Here is a 17,284-nt window from a genome sequence, read left to right as displayed (position 1 = left end):
ATGGGCGCGCGTCCGCCGGAACTGACCGAACTGGCGCGGGTGGATGACCGGATCTCCTTCCTCTACCTGGAGCGCTGTGTCATCCACCGCGAGAGCAACGCGATCACCTCCACCGACGACCAGGGCACAGTGCACATCCCCGCCGCCTCGCTGGGGGTGCTGCTCCTGGGGCCGGGCACCCGGGTGAGCCACCAGGCCGTGATGCTGCTGGCCGAGAGCGGCTCAACGGTTGTGTGGGTGGGTGAGCAGGGGGTGCGGTACTACGCGCACGGTCGCTCCCTGGCGCGCAGCTCGCGGTTGTTGGAGCGTCAAGCCCTGCTGGTCTCGCGCCGACAGACCCGGTTGCGGGTCGCGCGGGATATGTACGGCATGCGTTTTCCCGGTGAGGACGTTTCGGGACTCACCATGCAGCAGCTGCGCGGACGGGAGGGGGCCCGAGTGCGCAAGGTCTACCAGACCCACTCGGCCCGGACGGGCGTCGAATGGAAGCGGAGATCCTACGAGGTGGACGACTTTTTCGCCGGTGACCCCGTCAACCAGGCGCTCTCCGCCGCCAACACCAGCCTGTACGGGGTGGTGCACTCGGTGATTGTTGCGCTCGGCTGCGCTCCCGGGCTCGGGTTTGTGCACACCGGCCATGTGCGCTCGTTTGTGTACGACATCGCGGACCTGTACAAGGCGGAAATCACAATCCCACTGGCCTTTGATCTGGCCGCCGACCCGCCGCTCGACATCCCCGGCGAAACACGGCGAGCCTTACGCGACCGGTTGCACGGGGGCGCGTTCCTGAACCGGTGCGTGGCAGATATCCAGAACCTCCTGCGGGTGGAGGGTGAGGCGGGGGAGGACGCGGCAGACCTCCCGGACCCCCACGAGGAGGACAGGGACGTAATGCGGCTCTGGGATGACGGCGAGGAGGATGTCGAGGGTGGCGTCTCCTACGGGGCTGACGACTCGTGATTGTTCTTGTGCTCTCGGCCTGCCCGCCCGGGCTGCGCGGCTACGTGACCCGCTGGCTGCTGGAAATATCCGCTGGTGTCTTTGTGGGGCACGTGTCGAAACGGGTTCGGGAACTCCTGTGGGAGAAATCCATCACCATGATCGGTTCGGGGCGGGCGATCATGGTTTTTACGGCCCGCAACGAACAGCGGATGTCCTTCACAGTTCACGGGCACCACTGGACCCCGGTAGATATCGACGGAATCTCGCTCATGTTGCGGCCGCACGACCCGGCGAGCCGGGAAGGGCCCGCCGGGTCGGGGAGCAGACCCAAAACAGGCTGGAGTAAGGCAGCGAAGCGGCGCAAATACGGCGGCGGGTAGCCGCGTTGGCCGGGGTGAAGGGTTCCTCGGGGTGAGAAGACAACAACACAATTTATGCATATGGTGCGTGACGGAGTAGGTGAGAGGTGAAACCTCAACGGGTTAGCGCGGAAGCCGCGACGCTAAGGCATACGATGTGCAGCATACAGTGGCACCTTGGTAGGTCAATAGAAGTGATTGTAAAACGGGAGTTTTGGGTTTAAAACACCTGATCAGTTAGTGTGCTCCCCGCGTAGCGGGGATGATCCGGTGGCGCGGCCGCCGCACACCGGCGGATCAGAGTGCTCCCCGCGTAGCGGGGATGATCCTGCTACCGCTGCTCGCCAAGCTGCCGCTCGTCGGTGCTCCCCGCGTAGCGGGGATGATCCTCATGACGTTGAACACTCCAAAATCAGTCTCCAGTGCTCCCCGCGTAGCGGGGATGATCCCTCTTCAAAGTACCGCGCGATAAGCGCTGACCCGTGCTCCCCGCGTAGCGGGGATGATCCCTTGGCGAGCAGGGTCGGGTTGTGCGACTCGACGTGCTCCCCGCGTAGCGGGGATGATCCGGGCATGGCCCTGGGAACGACCCTCGTCGGTGCGTGCTCCCCGCGTAGCGGGGATGATCCGATTAAAGGTTGTCCCGAGACCTGTTACTCCGGGTGCTCCCCGCGTAGCGGGGATGATCCTACAACCTCTTCTGCCGGTCGGCCCGCACCGTTGTGCTCCCCGCGTAGCGGGGATGATCCGTGGTCCGGTATACCCGCCCGGCTCGCGTGCCTGTGCTCCCCGCGTAGCGGGGATGATCCTACCGGCAGGGCTCCTACCTCACTGATGCTCACGTGCTCCCCGCGTAGCGGGGATGATCCCCGAGCGATAGCGACCTGGTGCCGGGTGGTCGCGTGCTCCCCGCGTAGCGGGGATGATCCGGGCTTGGCGGTCTGCTCAGTAGCCCGGAGATTGTGCTCCCCGCGTAGCGGGGATGATCCCGCTGACGGAACCGTGCAGGCCCGCAACGTTGGGTGCTCCCCGCGTAGCGGGGATGATCCCCTCGCCGGACGTGCCGGTCACGGCAGCGAGGTGTGCTCCCCGCGTAGCGGGGATGATCCGGCCCGGCTCTTCACCAGCTCAGCCGTGATGGTGTGCTCCCCGCGTAGCGGGGATGATCCCGGCGGCGACCTCGTAACCCAAACCCTCGACCCGTGCTCCCCGCGTAGCGGGGATGATCCGCAGCCCGTCCACCACCCCGCGGTACAGCTCCAGTGCTCCCCGCGTAGCGGGGATGATCCCAGCGTCTCCTCGGAGCAGGAGATGGGACACGCGTGCTCCCCGCGTAGCGGGGATGATCCGGTGCTTGGGCTTTACAGAATCTGGAGAACGGGTGCTCCCCGCGTAGCGGGGATGATCCTGGCGTCAGCCAGCTCGGTCCGCATTTCCGACAGTGCTCCCCGCGTAGCGGGGATGATCCCAAAGGAACTTTGGCGGAACGCAGCGTGCAGGCGTGCTCCCCGCGTAGCGGGGATGATCCGTTGGAAGCGGCCGGTGTGGCCCACGCAGCGGCGTGCTCCCCGCGTAGCGGGGATGATCCCCGCGGCCGAGGCGCTGGCGGCTGAGGGTGTGGGTGCTCCCCGCGTAGCGGGGATGATCCCGATTTCTGCCGCCGACACTGCCCGGACCGTGCGTGCTCCCCGCGTAGCGGGGATGATCAGGTCTGCTTTGGTTGTCGCCATGAGGAAGCCGCGGCAATGTTCCTGTCCTCAGCTACGACACACTGCCACCCGCCCGATTACGATTGGAGCCTCCCATGACCTAAAATGCTTAAATGGTGTTTGTTTTTTGGCACCATAACTTTCCCGACTCAACGGGATGATCCTTTCGCGATGGGTGGATTCCCTTCGTAAGAATTCTTCCCTGCGCAGCGGGGATATTACCCCGGCCCGCAGGCGGCTGCGTCCCGAGGTCTCTCGCGTAGCGGGAACGTAATGGCCGGTGACAACCTAGGTGCTTCCTAGGCACCCCCAACGACCAGGAAGCACCTGACAGATTCAACGCAATGGGATATTTTGTTCCCCTGCGGAGCGGGGATGAACCTGACGGTGTGCCCCGGTTTCCCGGGGCACACCGTTTCTCCCCGCGGCGCGGGGGTTACAGAACTACACATGAAGCGCGGCGTTTCGTCCAACGACGGGGTGCCACGGATACCCGGCGCACAGCCACCAACGAGAAGCCCCGCCCCTACCCGTGCGGGGTCCCCCCCACCTCGGCTGAGCCCCCGGGGAGCGGGCTACCCCAGCCCCTCCGGCAGCTCCCCCGAGAACAGCACCACCAGGTCCTGTGTCGCCCGGCTGAGCGCCACGTACAGATCCCGGTACTCGGGCGCGGTCAACACCCGCCCCGCGACTCCCGGCTCCACGAGCAACACCCGGTCAAATTCCAGACCCTTCGCGTCGCGCGGGGTGCCGAGCCAGACCCGCTCGTGCACCGGTAGCGACTCGCGGAGGGAGGTGAGGGCAGGGGCGGGCATCCCGATTCCGGCGATAATCGCGACGGTACCCTCGCCGGTGTCGGCCACAAACCTGGATGCCTCTGCGACGGCCCGCGGCACCAGGGCGTCCACCGGCACGCGCGTGAAGACGGGCGCACGCCCCGTGGAGCGGATGGCCGCGGATGGCCGTTCGTTCGGGTCGATGACGCGGAGAACTCCGGCTGCGGCGGCCATCACCTCGGCGGGGGTACGGTAGTTGACGGTGAGATCTTCGCGGCGGTACCGACGCACCTGGGTACCGAGAATGCTGTCCCAATTCGCCCGCCCCACGGCGACGGACGCCTGGTGGATGTCCCCAACGAGCGTCATCGACTGCATGGGGCAGCGTCGGATGAGTGAGCGCAACGCCATCGGGGTTAGCTCCTGCGCCTCGTCCACGATGATGTGACCGTAGGTCCACGTCTCGTCGGTACCGGCACGCTCGGCCACGGTGCGGTTGTCGGATTGCTGCTGTCGCTCCGCAAGCTGCTGGGCGCTCACCGAGGAACCAGCCTGGCCGCTGTCATCGGTTGTTGTGTCGCTGATGATGTCGAGCACGCCCTGCGCGTACTGTAGCTGCTGCGCCTCGCCCGCACGGCGTCGGGCTGCCGCCCGCAGTTCGGGGCGGGGGTCGTTACCGAGAAGCTCCTGCGCCTCGTCCAGGAGGGGAACGTCGGAGTCGCTCCAGGATGCCCGTCCACCGGCATCCGCTGGCCGGTAGCTGGCGGCGAGGGCGGCGCGCTCCTCGCGACTGAACCCGGGCGTGCAGGCGGCGAGTTCACGCGGGTCGGTCCACAGCCCGCGGAGGAGTTCCCCCGGGGTGAGGATGGGCCAGAGCCGGTCAATCGTGGCGGTCACCCGGTCGTCGTCGGCAAGTTCGTGGGCGAGGTCGGCGACATCCTCCGCACTGTTCGCCGAGTACACCGTGCTGAGTCGCTTCGAGCTGAGCACCCGGGTCGCAACCAGCCGACGAAACCGGTTCTCAAACACGGTACGTGCGGGGTTGTGCGGGCGGCGCAGGCGACGCATCTGGGTGCGCAGGTCGGCGAGGTGAGCGGATGACAGGGTGACGTCATCCCCCGATTCGAGCGGGATCGTAACCGGCTGTTGCGTCGAAACCTGGCGACGCTCCACCGCCCGCTTAATCGCCTGCGCCATCACGAGACGCCCCTTAATCTCGGCCGTGGCTGGGTCGTCGTGGCGGTCGGCGGTGATCCCGGGCAGCAGATCACCGATGGTCGTGAGAATGGCGGAGTCCTCACCGAGCGAGGGCAGCACATTGCCGATGTAGCGGAGGAAGGTGGGGTTCGGCCCCACAATCAGCACGCCCGAACGGGAGAGACGTTCACGGTGCTCATACAGCAGAAACGCGGCGCGGTGCAGCGCGACGGCGGTCTTACCGGTACCCGGCCCGCCCTGCACGAGCAGGGTGCCACGCAGCTCCGAGCGGATGATGTTGTCCTGCTCCCGCTGGATGGTCGCCACAATGTCGTTCATCCGCCCGGTGCGGTGCTGTGACACCGCCGTCATGAGCGCGTTGGAGACGCCGACGGATGCCGCACCCTCCGGTATCCGCAACGGGTCAAGCGACTCCGTACTCACCCGCGTAATGTCCCAACCCTTCGACTCGATGGTGCTGCGGTCGGCCGTGCCCTCGGGTTGCAGGGGGGTGGCGGTGTAGAAGGGGCGCGAGACGGGTGCCCGCCAGTCGATGAGAAGGGTGTCTTTGGATGCCGGGTCGGTAATCCCCATCCGCCCGATGAACCAGCTCTCCTCGTTGAGCATGTTGAGATGCCCGAACATGAGCTTCTCCCCGGCCGACTCCAGGCGGTGCAATTGCTGCTGCTGGTGGGCAGCCCGGGCATCCCGCTCCCACAGCTCGGTGGCATCCCCGGACTCACGCAGGGTAGCGGCGAGGCGTGCGCGTTCCTGCCCGGCCAACTCGGCGATGACGGCACGGAGCAGGTCGAGACGAGACTGGGCTTCAGCTGGGGTAGGGATGAGTGCGTCCTTCGGATGGGCGGGGGCAACTGGGGGGCAGCCTGGCAGTACCCGGCGAAATGACCCGCATCAACGATAGACCCTCTGGCTGTGGGGTGCCGTCTGGACGGGTGCAGAGGCCACGTGAGCGATGCGGGGGATCTGCGGGGTGAATCTTCGCGGTATTCGAAGGTACCGACTGCGCTTATTGCCATAGCCTTAGAGCATGATGTGGATTCACAATGACGCGAGAGGCAGGCTGCGGCGGCAAAAAGTTGTGATGGTAAAACCGGTGTTTGCGTCGCAAAGTTCCTGATCAGGTAGTCTGCTCCCCGCGTAGCGGGGATGATCCCCGCCAGGCGGCGGGGCAGGGGGGGCGTGATGACTGCTCCCCGCGTAGCGGGGATGATCCTGACCACTCCTGTCTCTACTGTGGCGGCACCGGCTGCTCCCCGCGTAGCGGGGATGATCCCTTTTCCCGCTTCCCCGTACTCACGGCCTGCCGCTGCTCCCCGCGTAGCGGGGATGATCCCGAGTAGACCGCGTCCGGTGCCAGCCCGCTGAACTGCTCCCCGCGTAGCGGGGATGATCCCCTCCTGTACTTGAGTTGAGATGCCGGTAGATCCTGCTCCCCGCGTAGCGGGGATGATCCGCACCATTCGAGGAACGACAAACGCACTCGTTTCTGCTCCCCGCGTAGCGGGGATGATCCCAACCTTCCCGGTAACTTTTTCGCCAGACCCAACTGCTCCCCGCCACGCGGGGATAACCCCGCACAGCAGGCACAACTCTTCAACCCCATAACCTCTCCCGCCCCCACCCCTAGACCCCGCAACCACCAAGGATTAAGCTGAGAACCACTCGGCGAGGCTCCGCCCGCCGCCAGGATTCAGCGTCGAAACGAGGACACCATGTCGCACCAACCTCACCGCCTTATCCCCTCCGACTTCACGCCGTGGCCCTCACGGGGCGCACAGGCTGAGGTGAAAATCACGAAGTACGTAGACCCCAGCACGGATACCGTGGGGCACGCCGTGTCTACCGACGGGGATGTCCCGTGGGTGATCGGCCTCGACCGTGAGGGGCTCGCCGCTGCGGGCTTCACCGGCAAGGTGGGCGAGACGCTCCTTCTCCCCCGGCACGGCGAACCCTCCCTCCTCGCGGTGGGGGTGGGTGCTGTCGGCTCACTCACCGTGTCGGCGCTGCGCAACGCCGCCGCCGCCGCAAGCCGCGGGGCCAAGCGGTCCCGGCACCTGGCGCTCGACCTCCTGGAGGCCGCACCCGACCTGGACGCCGATCAGGCCACCACCGCCGTGGTTGAGGGGGCACTCCTCGCCCGCTACCACTACGACGAGCTGAAGACCACCACAGACCACGTTCGCCTCGCCCGGCTCGACCTCCTGGGGTCACGCGAGAGCACCGCTGGTGCCCTGCGTGGGAGCCAGCTGGCCCGGGCCACGGCGCTCGCTCGCGACCTCGCTTTTGCCCCGCCAGCGCACCTCACCGCAACCGTTTTTGGCGAGTTCGCCCGCTCCATCGCGGCAGATTTTCACCTTGACGTAACCGTCTACGACAAGGCACAGCTGATTGAGCTGGGCTGTGGCGGGCTCCTCGGTGTGAACGCTGGCAGCGTTGAGGAGCCACGGATGATCCGAATCCAGTACACCCCCACGGGCACCCCCACGGGCCACCTCGGCCTCGTGGGCAAGGGCATCATGTACGACTCGGGCGGGATCGCGCTCAAGCCGGGCGACGCCATGCACTTGGCCATGAAGATGGATATGTCGGGCGCGGCCGCCATCTTCGCCGCGATGACCACGCTCGCCGAGCTGGGCTGCCCGGCGGCCGTCACCGGCTACCTGATGTGCACAGACAATATGCCGTCGGGCTCCGCAACCGCGATGGGAGACGTCCTCACGATCCGGGGCGGCACCACCGTTGAGGTGAAGAATACGGATGCCGAGGGCCGCCTCGTCATGGCCGACGCCCTGGTCCTCGCCACGGAGGACGGGGTGGATGCCATCGTTGACATCGCCACGCTGACCGGCGCATCCCTCGCCTCCTTTGGGCTGTTGACGGCGGCGCTGTACGGCAACAATCAGGACCTCATCGACCGGGTGCGGGAGGCCTCAGCCACAACCGATGAGGGGGTCTGGCAGATGCCGCTGGAACACCGCTACCGCGAGCAACTCAACTCCGACGTCGCCGATATCTCCAACCTGGGCGGGCCCTACGCTGGCTCGACGACGGCGGCACTCTTCCTGGAGGAGTTTGTCGCCGGAACGCCCTGGGCGCACATCGACATGTGCGGGCCGATGCAGTCCGATAAGGATGAGCTGTGGCGCACCAAGGGACCGACCGGCTTCGGCGCGAGACTCCTCGCCGAGTTCGCCACCGGCTTTCGCGCCGCGAGCTTGCGGTAGTTCCTAGAGCACCCTAGCCGGTGACCTCCGCAAGGAAGGTGTCGTAGTCGCGAATGTAGTCGCTGTTGTCGTACGGCAGCGATGCGAGTACCAGTAGGATCGCGTCCGGGCTGTACCGGTACTGGGTTCCCCACGTCATCCGGGGCATGTAGAGGGCACGGTCGGGGGAGTCCAGCACGTACTCTTCGCGGTTGGTCCCATCATCCACAATCGCGTGGACGGAACCGGACAGGCAGACCAGAAACTGCTGGCACTCGCGGTGCGCGTGGGCCCCACGGACCTCGGCCGAGGGAACATCGTGGACCGCAAAAAACCGCTGGGGTTGAAAGGGAACGTCGCCACCCACATCCCCGGCAACGAGAGACCCGCGCAGGTCGATTGCGCGCGTCAACCGCACAAATTTTACACCCTTCACCCGGCTGGGCGGGGTGGTGTCGGGGGCCGAGTCGATCGGTTCAACGGGGCCGCCATCCGACACGACCGAGGGCGTGTTCACGTAGCCCCTAATGTGTGCGGGGTTGCCCACAACGACGGCACCGGGCGGAACATCCCGCGTCACCACGCTACCGGCACCAATCATCGCACCCGCCCCAATCGTGATGCCGGGGAGAATCGTGGCGTTGCCGCCGATGGATGCCCCCTTCCGCACCACCGTCGTCAGAAACTGCGTCGGGTACTGGCGGCTCCGCGGGTGCAGGTCGTTGGTGAAGGTCACGTTGGGGCCCACAAACACGTCGTCCTCCAGCGTGATGCCGTCCCAGAGTTGCACCCCAATCTTGACCGTCACCCGGTCGCCAACGTGCACATCGTTCTCCACAAAAACACCGTCGCAGATATTGCAGTCGCTCCCGATACGGGCACCGGGCAGGATGTGGGCAAACGCCCACACCCGCGTTCTGTCACCGATGTGCGGAGACTCGACGAGGGCATTGGGGTGAAAAAACGCGGTCATGATTCTCTCTCTTCGTTGGCCACCTGTTGGGGTTCACGCTGGCGGAAGATGTACCGACCGCCCAGGAATGTCAGGGGCGTTGTGCACGCCAGAACGATCAGGCTCGTGACCGCGAGGCTCACAAAGCCCCGGGGATCAATCAGTCGGATGACCAGCTGGCCCACCCCAAAAACCACAAGGTACCAGGCGCAGAAAAGCGCCAATTGGGCGCCCCCCGCCCGGGCCCGGAAGACGATGCGCGACGACCCCAGGGTCACCCACACCAGGCCAACCCCGAAGGCAATCGAGTAGGCGATCCACGGCGGAATCACGAGCCCCAGCCCAATGAAAATCGCGTAGGTGATGAGGGTGTTGGAGCCACCGACGATCAGAAACCGGATGACCTGCCCGAGCGTCCTATCGGCTGCCCTAGGCATCGTCATCGTGAAAGACCTCTGTGCTCATGACAACAGAAGATGGACGATTCTTGGTGTTTTCGTAGGTTCGCCACACGTAGGTTCCGAGTACCCCGATAGCGAAGAGAACGCCACCGGTCGAAAAAAGCAGGACCAGCATGAGCGCGGTGTACCCCTGCACCGGCACGCTCCCCACCAGCCACGACACAAAAACCCAGAAGGCCGCAACCACCGAGAGCAGCGAACCGGTGAGGCCGAGCGCCAGAATCACGGTGATGGGCATACTCGTAAACGAGAACACGCTGTCGAGCAGGTAGTTGACCTTCTTGCGCATGGACCAGGCACTCTTACCGTGCACCCGTTCCTGACGGGAGTAGGGGATCTCGATGCGCCGGTAGCCAAGCCAGAAGAGCAGACCCACCAGGCTGGAGTGCGACTCGTCGAGCGAGACCAGTTTCCGGGCGACGGCACGAGTGGTGGCAAAAATATCGACGCCACCGGCGGGCATATCCGGCTGGACCAGCCTGCGGTAACTGCTCCAATACGTCCGGGAGAGCGTGCGGGAGACGAGTGGATCCTCGCGGGCCTCGCGGGTACCGACCGCAACGTCCCACTCGCCGGATGCGAGGCATCCAAAGAACTCCTCAATGAGCTCGATGGGCTCCTGAAGGTCGGCAGCCATGGCGGCAACGTAGTCGCCCCTGGCGGCAGCAAAACCCGCCTTGATCGCCGGGAATGAACCAAAATTGCGCGAGTGCGCGATGAGCTGGGATCGGATGCTCGCCTCCGGCAGGAGCTGCCGCAGGATGGCGAGCGAATTATCGGGTGAGCCGTCAACCACAAAGACGGCCTCCAGCGGGCCGTCGAGGCGGCCCTGCATCTCCCCCAGCCGCTCGACAACGGTGGGAAGGCTCCCCTCGTTTTTATACACGGGAATCACGACCGAGTACACAATCGGGGATTTCTGCCCCCCCGGAGGACCGCCTGTCATCACCTAGAGCTCCCGCAGCGCCTCAACGATTCGACCGGTTTCCTCGTCGGTGAGCTCCGGGAAGAGAGGAATCGACAGGATGTGCTCGGCCGCGTACTCAGAAACGGGCAGGGAGTAGGCCCCCGCCGGGGCCGTTGCCTGAAGATGATCGCACACGGGGTAGTGGATGTCGGTCTTTACCCCGTGCTCGGCGAAGACCCGGGCGGCAGCCTCGCGGTCTTCTACAACCACAACGGCCAGATGCCCCACATAGTCGTTGCGCACGCTGTTCAGCAGCCGCGCCGACGGGGAGGTGAGTGCCTGCTCGTACTGCGCGTGAATCGCCCGGCGGCGCTCATTCCACCCGTCAAGTTGACGAAGTTTGAGGCGCAGAACCGCGGCCTGCGCCTCGTCGCAGCGGGAGTTCATACCGCCAGAAACCACGTTGTGATACTTGGCACCCCAGCCGTACTGGCGCAGGCTCCGCACCCGGGCATCCAGGTCGGAGCGGTTTGTGAACACGGCGCCGGCGTCGCCGAGCGCGCCGAGGTTTTTGGTGGGGTAGAAGCTGGTGGTGGAGATATCCGCGATGGAACCCAGCCGGGCGTTCCCCGCCACACCGCCGAGCGCCTGGGCACAGTCCTCAACCACCGGAATCCCCCGGTCGTGTGCCCACTCGGTGATCCCCACGATGTCGGCGCTCGCCCCAAACAGGTGGGTGACGACGATACACGCGGGCTGGCGACCGTGTGTGGTAACGGCGTGCTCCACGCCCGCCCGCACCGTCTCGACGGTTACCAGGTAGCTAACGGCGTCAACATCCGCATAGACCGGGGTTGCCCCCAGAGCACCCGCCGCAATCGAGGTGTACCCACCGGCGTTGGCACAGGTGAGAACCAGGTCGTCACTCGTGACGCCGAGGGCGCAGAGGGCCAGGGTGAGGGCGTCGGTACCGTTCGCGACAAGCGCCGCACACTCAACACCCACAAAGGCCGCCAACTCTTTTTCGAGGGCGTTGTGCTCCGGGCCCATGACGAACCAGCCGCTCCCGACGACTCGGGTGATCGCGTCGATGATGTCGGCGTGAAGGCCTGGCTCGATGCGGCCAAGATCGTTGAACGGAACGATCTTCTTTTCAGCCGTCATCACTCAGTCACTTCCCTGCGCCGTGTTGTCACAACCGTTGTAGCAATGGTTACCAACAGTATCATCAGGCCCGAACCGAAGAGAACCCAACCCGCCCCCCGCCCCGGGGGCGAGTAGCTGAGGGAGAGCTCAAAGTCTCCGCTCGGCAACGCCAGCTGAATCGTGCCGTAGGGGCTCAACTCGGGGGTCAGGGGCACACAGTCGCCATCCGCGAAACAGGCCTCGGCCGACCATCCAGGGAAGTAGGCTTCGTTGAGGTTCGTGACCGTTGGGTTCGTGAGCGACACCTGATACACGTACTCGCCGGGGGAGTAGGAGACCGGGGTGGCGTCAACTCCACAGTCCTCGTTCTGCACGCAGTCGGATAGCGCGGTCTTCGTGGTACGCCCCTCCTCGGAGACGGCAAGAATCGTGCCGGGTAGCGCGAGGAATGCGGCGAACTCGTGGCGAATATCCGAGGTAAGGAGCGTTTGTTCCAGGGTGTCGAGGCTTTCTGACCCCCGGAGGTTGATGTACCCGGCAACGGAGTACTCCCCGCTGAAAAATGCCGCGTTTCCCTGGCGATTATACAGGAGTTTTCGGGTGAGGTCCTCGGGAAGCGGGGCCCGGGCGGGGCGCTGCGTCAGCTCACCCGTGTTGTCGGCGCGCTGGCTGATGAGGCTGTCAATCGTCGCACCGTAGGCCTTCAGCTCGATAGCCTCCCGGTTCACGTTCCAGGGCCCGGGAGTCGTGTAGGCCCACAGCAGCCCCGAGCCGGCCGTCGCCAGGATGATGACGATGCTGAACAGGGTGGCGAGCCCCCCGCGCGCGCTGCTCGCGAACCACTTTGAGTCACGGGCGTTATTATACACGACGAAAACCGTCACGAGCGCCACGACAAAACCGAGCAGCAGGAGCGGGTAGACAACCTCAGATTTGGTCTGACGGCCACTGACCGCAAGCACACTAAACCCGATCACGAGGAGGCTGGCGAGGGTGAGTGACACGGCCATCCCCCGGGTCACCCGCGGCTGGGTGAGCGTGGAGGTGAGCCTCCGCAGCCCCGAACAGGCCAGGAGAATGGCGGCGAGCACCAGGAAAAGTTTGAAATCGCTCATTGTGAACCGGCTCAGGCCGAGGCCCGGGAGGCTCTGGACCGCATTATACCAGGGGAGGAACGGCATCCCGAGCAGCAGGGCGGGCACCCCGAGGGCACACGCCAATTTGCAGAGCGGATCGGACCACCGGGCGAAAAGGGCCAAGACGAGCACCGCGACCGGGATGAAGAACGAGCGCATCGTCACATCGTTGGGGATGTCGTACTTGTAGTCGTAGCTGAAGAGGACGGTGCCCAGAACGGAGGGGGTAAAGCGGGAGGAATCGGCGTCCCGGGAAACATCGCCCCCTCCGTTGAGCAGAAAGTAGGGAAGCAGCCGGGGCATGGAGAGCAGCAGCGCGACAACCCCCGACACCGCCAGCGGCAGCAGAAAGGCCGTTACCCGGGGACGATACACGAGGCAGACCACCACGACCCACGGAACGAGAACGTAGACCGCAGCGACCGTCGTTCCCGGGTAGATCCCCGTGAGGGCCTGCCACACGATCAACGTGGCAACCGGGATGGACCACCACCTGTTCCATTTCCAGAGCGGGGTGAGGACCAGCAGAACCCAGGGCATCCAGGCATACGCCCGCGCAATATCGATATGTGACGCGTTACTGAAAAAGCCAACGCCAAAGAACATCGCCACCGACGCGAAGAGCGCGACAAAGAAGGGGGCCCGCAGCACCCGCAGCAGGAAATACATGCCGTACGCGCCGAAAGCCACGTGCATGGCGGCGAGAATCGCGGCCAGGTGCAAACTATACGGCCCGAAGAGTGTGATGATTCCCGTGGGAAGGTACCACCCGCTGTTTTGCAGGCCACTGGCCGACGGGTAGCCAGCCCACACGTAGGGAACCCACTCCGTTCGGTTGAAGAAACCCCCGTCGGTCCACCAGACAAAGGCGTCACCCGCATACGCACCAAGAAAATCGTAGGGGGGGATGCTCTGCCCCGTATAGAACGTGAGAAAGACGGCAAGTTGCAGAAGAACGATGCACGCGGTGAGCGTGATCCCGCGCCGCAGTGCAGTTGACGATAACACCCGCTCAACGGTGAGGAGCCAGGCAGAGGAAGGGCGGCTATCGGATGGGCTGCTCACAGGTTCTGCGCATTCCTTACTATGTGCGTCATCGCTCAATGCGACAGAATTTGATGGTTGGGATGATGCGATACCCCGTCATTATTCCACGGTTTTCCCCGTTTTTCCCTCCCGCGAGATAATCGTCGGCACCGGAAAATCTCGATGGCGGGCGGTCACCACAGCGCTAGGCGGTCGGTTCTCCGCCCGAGGGGGGCCGACGGCGGGAGCGGCCCGGGAACATCCGGGACCAGAGGGGCAGCGGCGCGGCGCGGGCGATGGTCTCGGGCAGGGCCACGGCGAAGGTTTCGATCTCCTTCGCGCTGTCACGCACCACACGGTAGAGGGCGGTACCGATGAGAATACCGATCGCAATCGACATCACCGTGGTCATGGCCGTCGCAAACCCGTACAGACCGGCCCCCGCCCCCGCCGCCTCGGTGAGACTAATCAGCCCCGAGGCGCCCGGCACGAGCAGCCAGAACGCGGGCAGGAATGTGATCTGCGACGGCGCCCCGCGGGGCAGCGCCGCGATGGCCAGCACCGCGGGCGTCATCGCGACGGCCCCGAGGAATCCGCTGAGGGTCGGACCGGCGAGGGCCGCACCCACCAACTGCCCACCAAACGCCACCAGGATCGCCACGAGCACCCACCCAAACGTGGCGGCGGGTGAGGAGAAGTGCAGGTACACCCCCACGGCAAAGAGCCCCACACCCGCGAGGGAGACCCACCACGGTAGCGAGGCGTCGTCCGGTTGGGTCATGTACCCGGCCTCCCCCACCCCCACGACGGTACCCGCCGCGATGATGCCAAACGCCAATAGGGCGAGCTGAACCACGCCGGTCACCAGCCGGGAGGCCCCCGAGATCATGTTGCCGGAGGCCAACTCCACGGTGGCCGTTGTGAGGGTTCCGCCCGGCAGGAAGGTGGCGAGCGGGGCGATGAGGAGTCGAAGCGGGTCGCCAATACCGATCTGCTCAGCCAGGAGGAACACCGCAAGAGCACACACAAACGCGGCAAACGTGGGGAATATCAGTTGCAATGTGGGCGAGCGGATCAGCTTGGCCAGGCCGATGAGAAGCCCCAGCAGAAACGCGAGAAGTGCACCCTGCCAGGTGGGCACGAGCATAAGCGACAGGCCCGCGGTAACGAGCGCGTGGCCCAGGGTGCGCACCACCCAGCCAAACCGCGACCGCATCGCACCGATGGCGTTAAGCCGCCGGATGCCGTCCTCCGGTTCGACCCCCGCCCGCTCCGCCTCGTGCAGCAGGTCGTAAAGCTCCGCGATCTGATCGAAGCGGAAGGTGGAACTCACCCGCGACCGGATCGCCACCCGGCCCTGCGTCACCCCACCGGTTTGTACCAGGATGACGGTGGGCAGAACCACAAAGTCGGTTTCGGGCACACCGTAGGCCCGGGATATCCGCACCAGCAGGTCGTGAATCTCATCAACCGACTCGTTGGCGGCGATCATCCCCTCGGCAAGGCCGAGGAGGAACTGCCGCAGCGTCTGCAACTCTGCGACGGAGTGAGCGGGTGCCGCATCCATGTCTCTAGGGAACCACAGAGCGGGGGCCGCTGGCTATATTAAGGTGCGGTCAAAATGCTGGGGAACAAAGATGCGACGAGGTAGAGGAATATTCTCACCGTGTGAGCACCGTCACCCGGCTAACCGATACCCTCAGCTCAATGCCGGATGCGGATATCCCGGCCTTCCTCACCGCCGATGCTTCCTGGTGGGTGCGCGAGGGCACCGCGATGGCCGCGCAACTGGTGGGAGACAACCGGCGGGATAAACTGCACCCCTCATCCGGGCCTGGATGCTCAGCGATGACCCCCTCACCCAGCGGGCCGCGATAGCCGGAATCTGTGAGCCCCGCCTGCTCACGCATCCCGAGACGGGCCGCTTCGCGGTGGAGGTCTGCCAGCGGGTGACGGACAGTTTTGTGCACCGACCGGCGGAAACCCGGAAGGAGCCGGACGTGCGCACCCTGCGCACGGGGCTCGCCTACTGCTGGAGTGTGGCCGTGGCCGGATGCCCCGGGGCGGGCCTGCCCGCGTTTGAGTCGCTCGATACGAACGATACGGATGTGGCGTGGATCGTGAAACGCAACCTCACCAAGGCCCGGCTGAAGCGAGTTCTGGCGCAGCGGGAAGAGTTAAGGGCAGAGGTGTGAGACCCGGAGCGTGGGACCCCGCCCTAAAATCGTTTTATGACACTACCCGGCATGCCGTACCCCCAGCCCCCACTCCGCACCCTGGTGCTGCACTCGCGGAAGCTCCCCGCGATCCTCACACCCTGGGTTGTTCCGGTGGTTCTCCTCGACGGGCAGCAGTTCCCGCTCGGCTGGGGAACCCAGCGGTACACCATCCCCGCTGATCGCCCCGTGCACGTCCAGTGCGAAATGCCCTTCATAATCCGATACGGCAAGGCGGCGGTCGTTCTCACGCCCGGATCAGAACCGGCCCAGCTGGAGTACAGCGCACCCGCATCCCAGTGGACCAGAGGTCAACTCGGCGCACCCGGCACAACCAAAACAACGGGAATCGGCTTCAACGTCGTCGCCCTTACTTTTGTGGGCCTCCTGTTCCTGGGGGTCATCGGCCTCACAGTGTTCGGCTGATCTTTGTAACGGGCTACCCGGATAGCGCCCCACGAAGGTTCCTCACCCCGGAGACGAGAGGCGTCATCACAGCTTCGAATACGGTGCCCTTCCTGAACCTGAAAAAACGCGAGCCCTAGAGCGGCTGGGAGAACGCCCAGAAGCCCCGTGAGACCCTGGGGCGGGTGACACGAGCGTCAAAGAAGACTCTTCCCGCCCTGAACTGCGGGGGATGTGCGGGGTGAATCCACCCCCGAATAAGGACACGACCGCGGCGAGGGGCTCTAGGCTAACCACATAACCACAGATGATTGGCCATACAGTTGTTGAGGAGGGGCGCGCGCGAAGTGAATCTAAATCGGCTGTTGCGTCGGTAAAGTACCTGATCAGTTAGTCTGCTCCCCGCGTAGCGGGGGTGATCCATGACCAGCGCCCTACAAGAAGCCCTCGGCCTCCTGCTCCCCGCGTAGCGGGGGTGATCCTACGCAGTGGCCCGCCACCGGATGCGTAGGCACCTGCTCCCCGCGTAGCGGGGGTGATCCCCGGGGGACAGTCATCAAGCCGCTCACCGGTCACTGCTCCCCGCGTAGCGGGGGTGATCCGCCCCGACTGATCCTGATGGATGAATGGTCGTACTGCTCCCCGCGTAGCGGGGGTGATCCGTACCCTTGTCAAGTCGGTGGAGCTACTCAGAACTGCTCCCCGCGTAGCGGGGGTGATCCTAGTGGTCGCCGGGCTGGCGTGCCCGAGTAGCCCTGCTCCCCGCGTAGCGGGGGTGATCCCGTGCAATGTGAAGCTTACTGAGCTTCACAGCTCTGCTCCCCGCGT

Annotated in this window: 14 protein-coding genes and 3 CRISPR repeat arrays (1 of these 17 only partly in view); of the genes, 7 read left to right on the top strand and 7 right to left on the bottom strand. The window is 65.1% G+C overall.

The annotated features are described in order from the left end of the window. Positions 1-960, top strand: a complete 960-nt coding sequence (gene cas1e / locus FB466_RS12645; RefSeq protein WP_281285179.1) for a type I-E CRISPR-associated endonuclease Cas1e — start codon at positions 1-3, stop codon at positions 958-960. Beyond that, a complete protein-coding gene (gene cas2e / locus FB466_RS12640) occupies positions 957-1,322 on the top strand; it encodes a type I-E CRISPR-associated endoribonuclease Cas2e (protein ID WP_141918835.1) in 366 nt (121 codons plus the stop codon). Before cas1e ends, cas2e begins: the two co-directional genes overlap by 4 nt. A gap of 221 nt (positions 1,323-1,543) precedes the next feature. Beyond that, a CRISPR array of direct repeats spans positions 1,544-3,009; the repeat unit is 27 nt; unit sequence GTGCTCCCCGCGTAGCGGGGATGATCC. Between the two features lie 576 nt (positions 3,010-3,585). Here the strand turns inward: cas2e and FB466_RS12635 are convergent. Next, positions 3,586-5,628 (bottom strand): HelD family protein, encoded by a 2,043-nt coding sequence (locus FB466_RS12635; RefSeq protein ID WP_141918833.1) that lies wholly within the window; start codon positions 5,626-5,628, stop codon positions 3,586-3,588. On the opposite strand from FB466_RS12635, the gene FB466_RS12630 reads away from it, so the two are divergent. Together FB466_RS12630 and FB466_RS12625 are read left to right on the top strand one after the other, a co-directional pair. Next, complete coding sequence (locus tag FB466_RS12630) at positions 5,617-5,889, top strand: hypothetical protein (RefSeq protein ID WP_141918831.1); 273 nt, start codon at positions 5,617-5,619, stop codon at positions 5,887-5,889. The genes FB466_RS12635 and FB466_RS12630 overlap by 12 nt on opposite strands. A 241-nt stretch (positions 5,890-6,130) precedes the next feature. Further along, positions 6,131-6,577: direct repeats of the CRISPR family, unit length 27 nt; unit sequence CTGCTCCCCGCGTAGCGGGGATGATCC. 139 nt (positions 6,578-6,716) lie between these two features. Further along, positions 6,717-8,228: a leucyl aminopeptidase family protein gene (locus FB466_RS12625; protein ID WP_141918829.1), complete on the top strand. Its 1,512-nt coding sequence runs from the start codon at positions 6,717-6,719 to the stop codon at positions 8,226-8,228. Between the two features lie 13 nt (positions 8,229-8,241). Here FB466_RS12625 and FB466_RS13925 read toward each other — a convergent pair whose 3' ends face one another. The 6 genes from FB466_RS13925 to FB466_RS12595 all read right to left on the bottom strand — a co-directional run bounded on the left by FB466_RS13925 (position 8,242) and on the right by FB466_RS12595 (position 15,402). Then, a complete protein-coding gene (locus FB466_RS13925) occupies positions 8,242-9,180 on the bottom strand; it encodes a WxcM-like domain-containing protein (protein ID WP_141918826.1) in 939 nt (312 codons plus the stop codon). Further along, positions 9,177-9,602, bottom strand: a complete 426-nt coding sequence (locus tag FB466_RS12615; protein WP_141918824.1) for a GtrA family protein — start codon at positions 9,600-9,602, stop codon at positions 9,177-9,179. Before FB466_RS12615 ends, FB466_RS13925 begins: the two co-directional genes overlap by 4 nt. After that, on the bottom strand, positions 9,589-10,566 hold the full coding sequence (locus FB466_RS12610) for a glycosyltransferase family 2 protein (protein WP_246054669.1): 978 nt from the start codon (positions 10,564-10,566) through the stop codon (positions 9,589-9,591). Before FB466_RS12610 ends, FB466_RS12615 begins: the two co-directional genes overlap by 14 nt. Positions 10,567-10,569: 3 nt before the next feature. Next, positions 10,570-11,691 carry a DegT/DnrJ/EryC1/StrS family aminotransferase gene (locus tag FB466_RS12605; protein ID WP_141918822.1) on the bottom strand — a complete coding sequence of 374 codons (1,122 nt, stop codon included), beginning with the start codon at positions 11,689-11,691 and terminating at the stop codon, positions 10,570-10,572. Continuing rightward, positions 11,691-13,874 (bottom strand): hypothetical protein, encoded by a 2,184-nt coding sequence (locus tag FB466_RS12600; protein WP_141918820.1) that lies wholly within the window; start codon positions 13,872-13,874, stop codon positions 11,691-11,693. Before FB466_RS12600 ends, FB466_RS12605 begins: the two co-directional genes overlap by 1 nt. 166 nt (positions 13,875-14,040) lie before the next feature. Further along, positions 14,041-15,402: a threonine/serine exporter family protein gene (locus FB466_RS12595; protein WP_141918818.1), complete on the bottom strand. Its 1,362-nt coding sequence runs from the start codon at positions 15,400-15,402 to the stop codon at positions 14,041-14,043. A gap of 101 nt (positions 15,403-15,503) precedes the next feature. On the opposite strand from FB466_RS12595, the gene FB466_RS12590 reads away from it, so the two are divergent. The 3 genes from FB466_RS12590 to FB466_RS12580 are packed head-to-tail and all read left to right on the top strand — an operon-like array spanning position 15,504 to position 16,477. Continuing rightward, positions 15,504-15,713, top strand: coding sequence for a hypothetical protein (locus FB466_RS12590; RefSeq protein WP_141918816.1), 210 nt, complete (start codon positions 15,504-15,506; stop codon positions 15,711-15,713). Next, positions 15,674-16,030 (top strand): hypothetical protein, encoded by a 357-nt coding sequence (locus tag FB466_RS13545; RefSeq protein WP_170206128.1) that lies wholly within the window; start codon positions 15,674-15,676, stop codon positions 16,028-16,030. The genes FB466_RS12590 and FB466_RS13545 overlap by 40 nt, the downstream gene beginning before the upstream one ends. A gap of 36 nt (positions 16,031-16,066) precedes the next feature. After that, the gene (locus tag FB466_RS12580) at positions 16,067-16,477 is read left to right on the top strand and encodes a hypothetical protein (protein ID WP_141918812.1); all 411 of its coding nucleotides are present in this window, start codon (positions 16,067-16,069) and stop codon (positions 16,475-16,477) included. Positions 16,478-16,851: 374 nt separating this feature from the next. Next, positions 16,852-17,284: a CRISPR direct-repeat array (repeat unit 27 nt; unit sequence CTGCTCCCCGCGTAGCGGGGGTGATCC) (it continues 1,697 nt past the right edge of the window).

The organism is Klugiella xanthotipulae (assembly GCF_006716695.1).
GTDB classification, from domain to species: domain Bacteria; phylum Actinomycetota; class Actinomycetes; order Actinomycetales; family Microbacteriaceae; genus Klugiella; species Klugiella xanthotipulae.
Note: the sequence above shows the minus strand (reverse complement) of the source record. Positions and strands in the feature narration are given on the sequence as shown.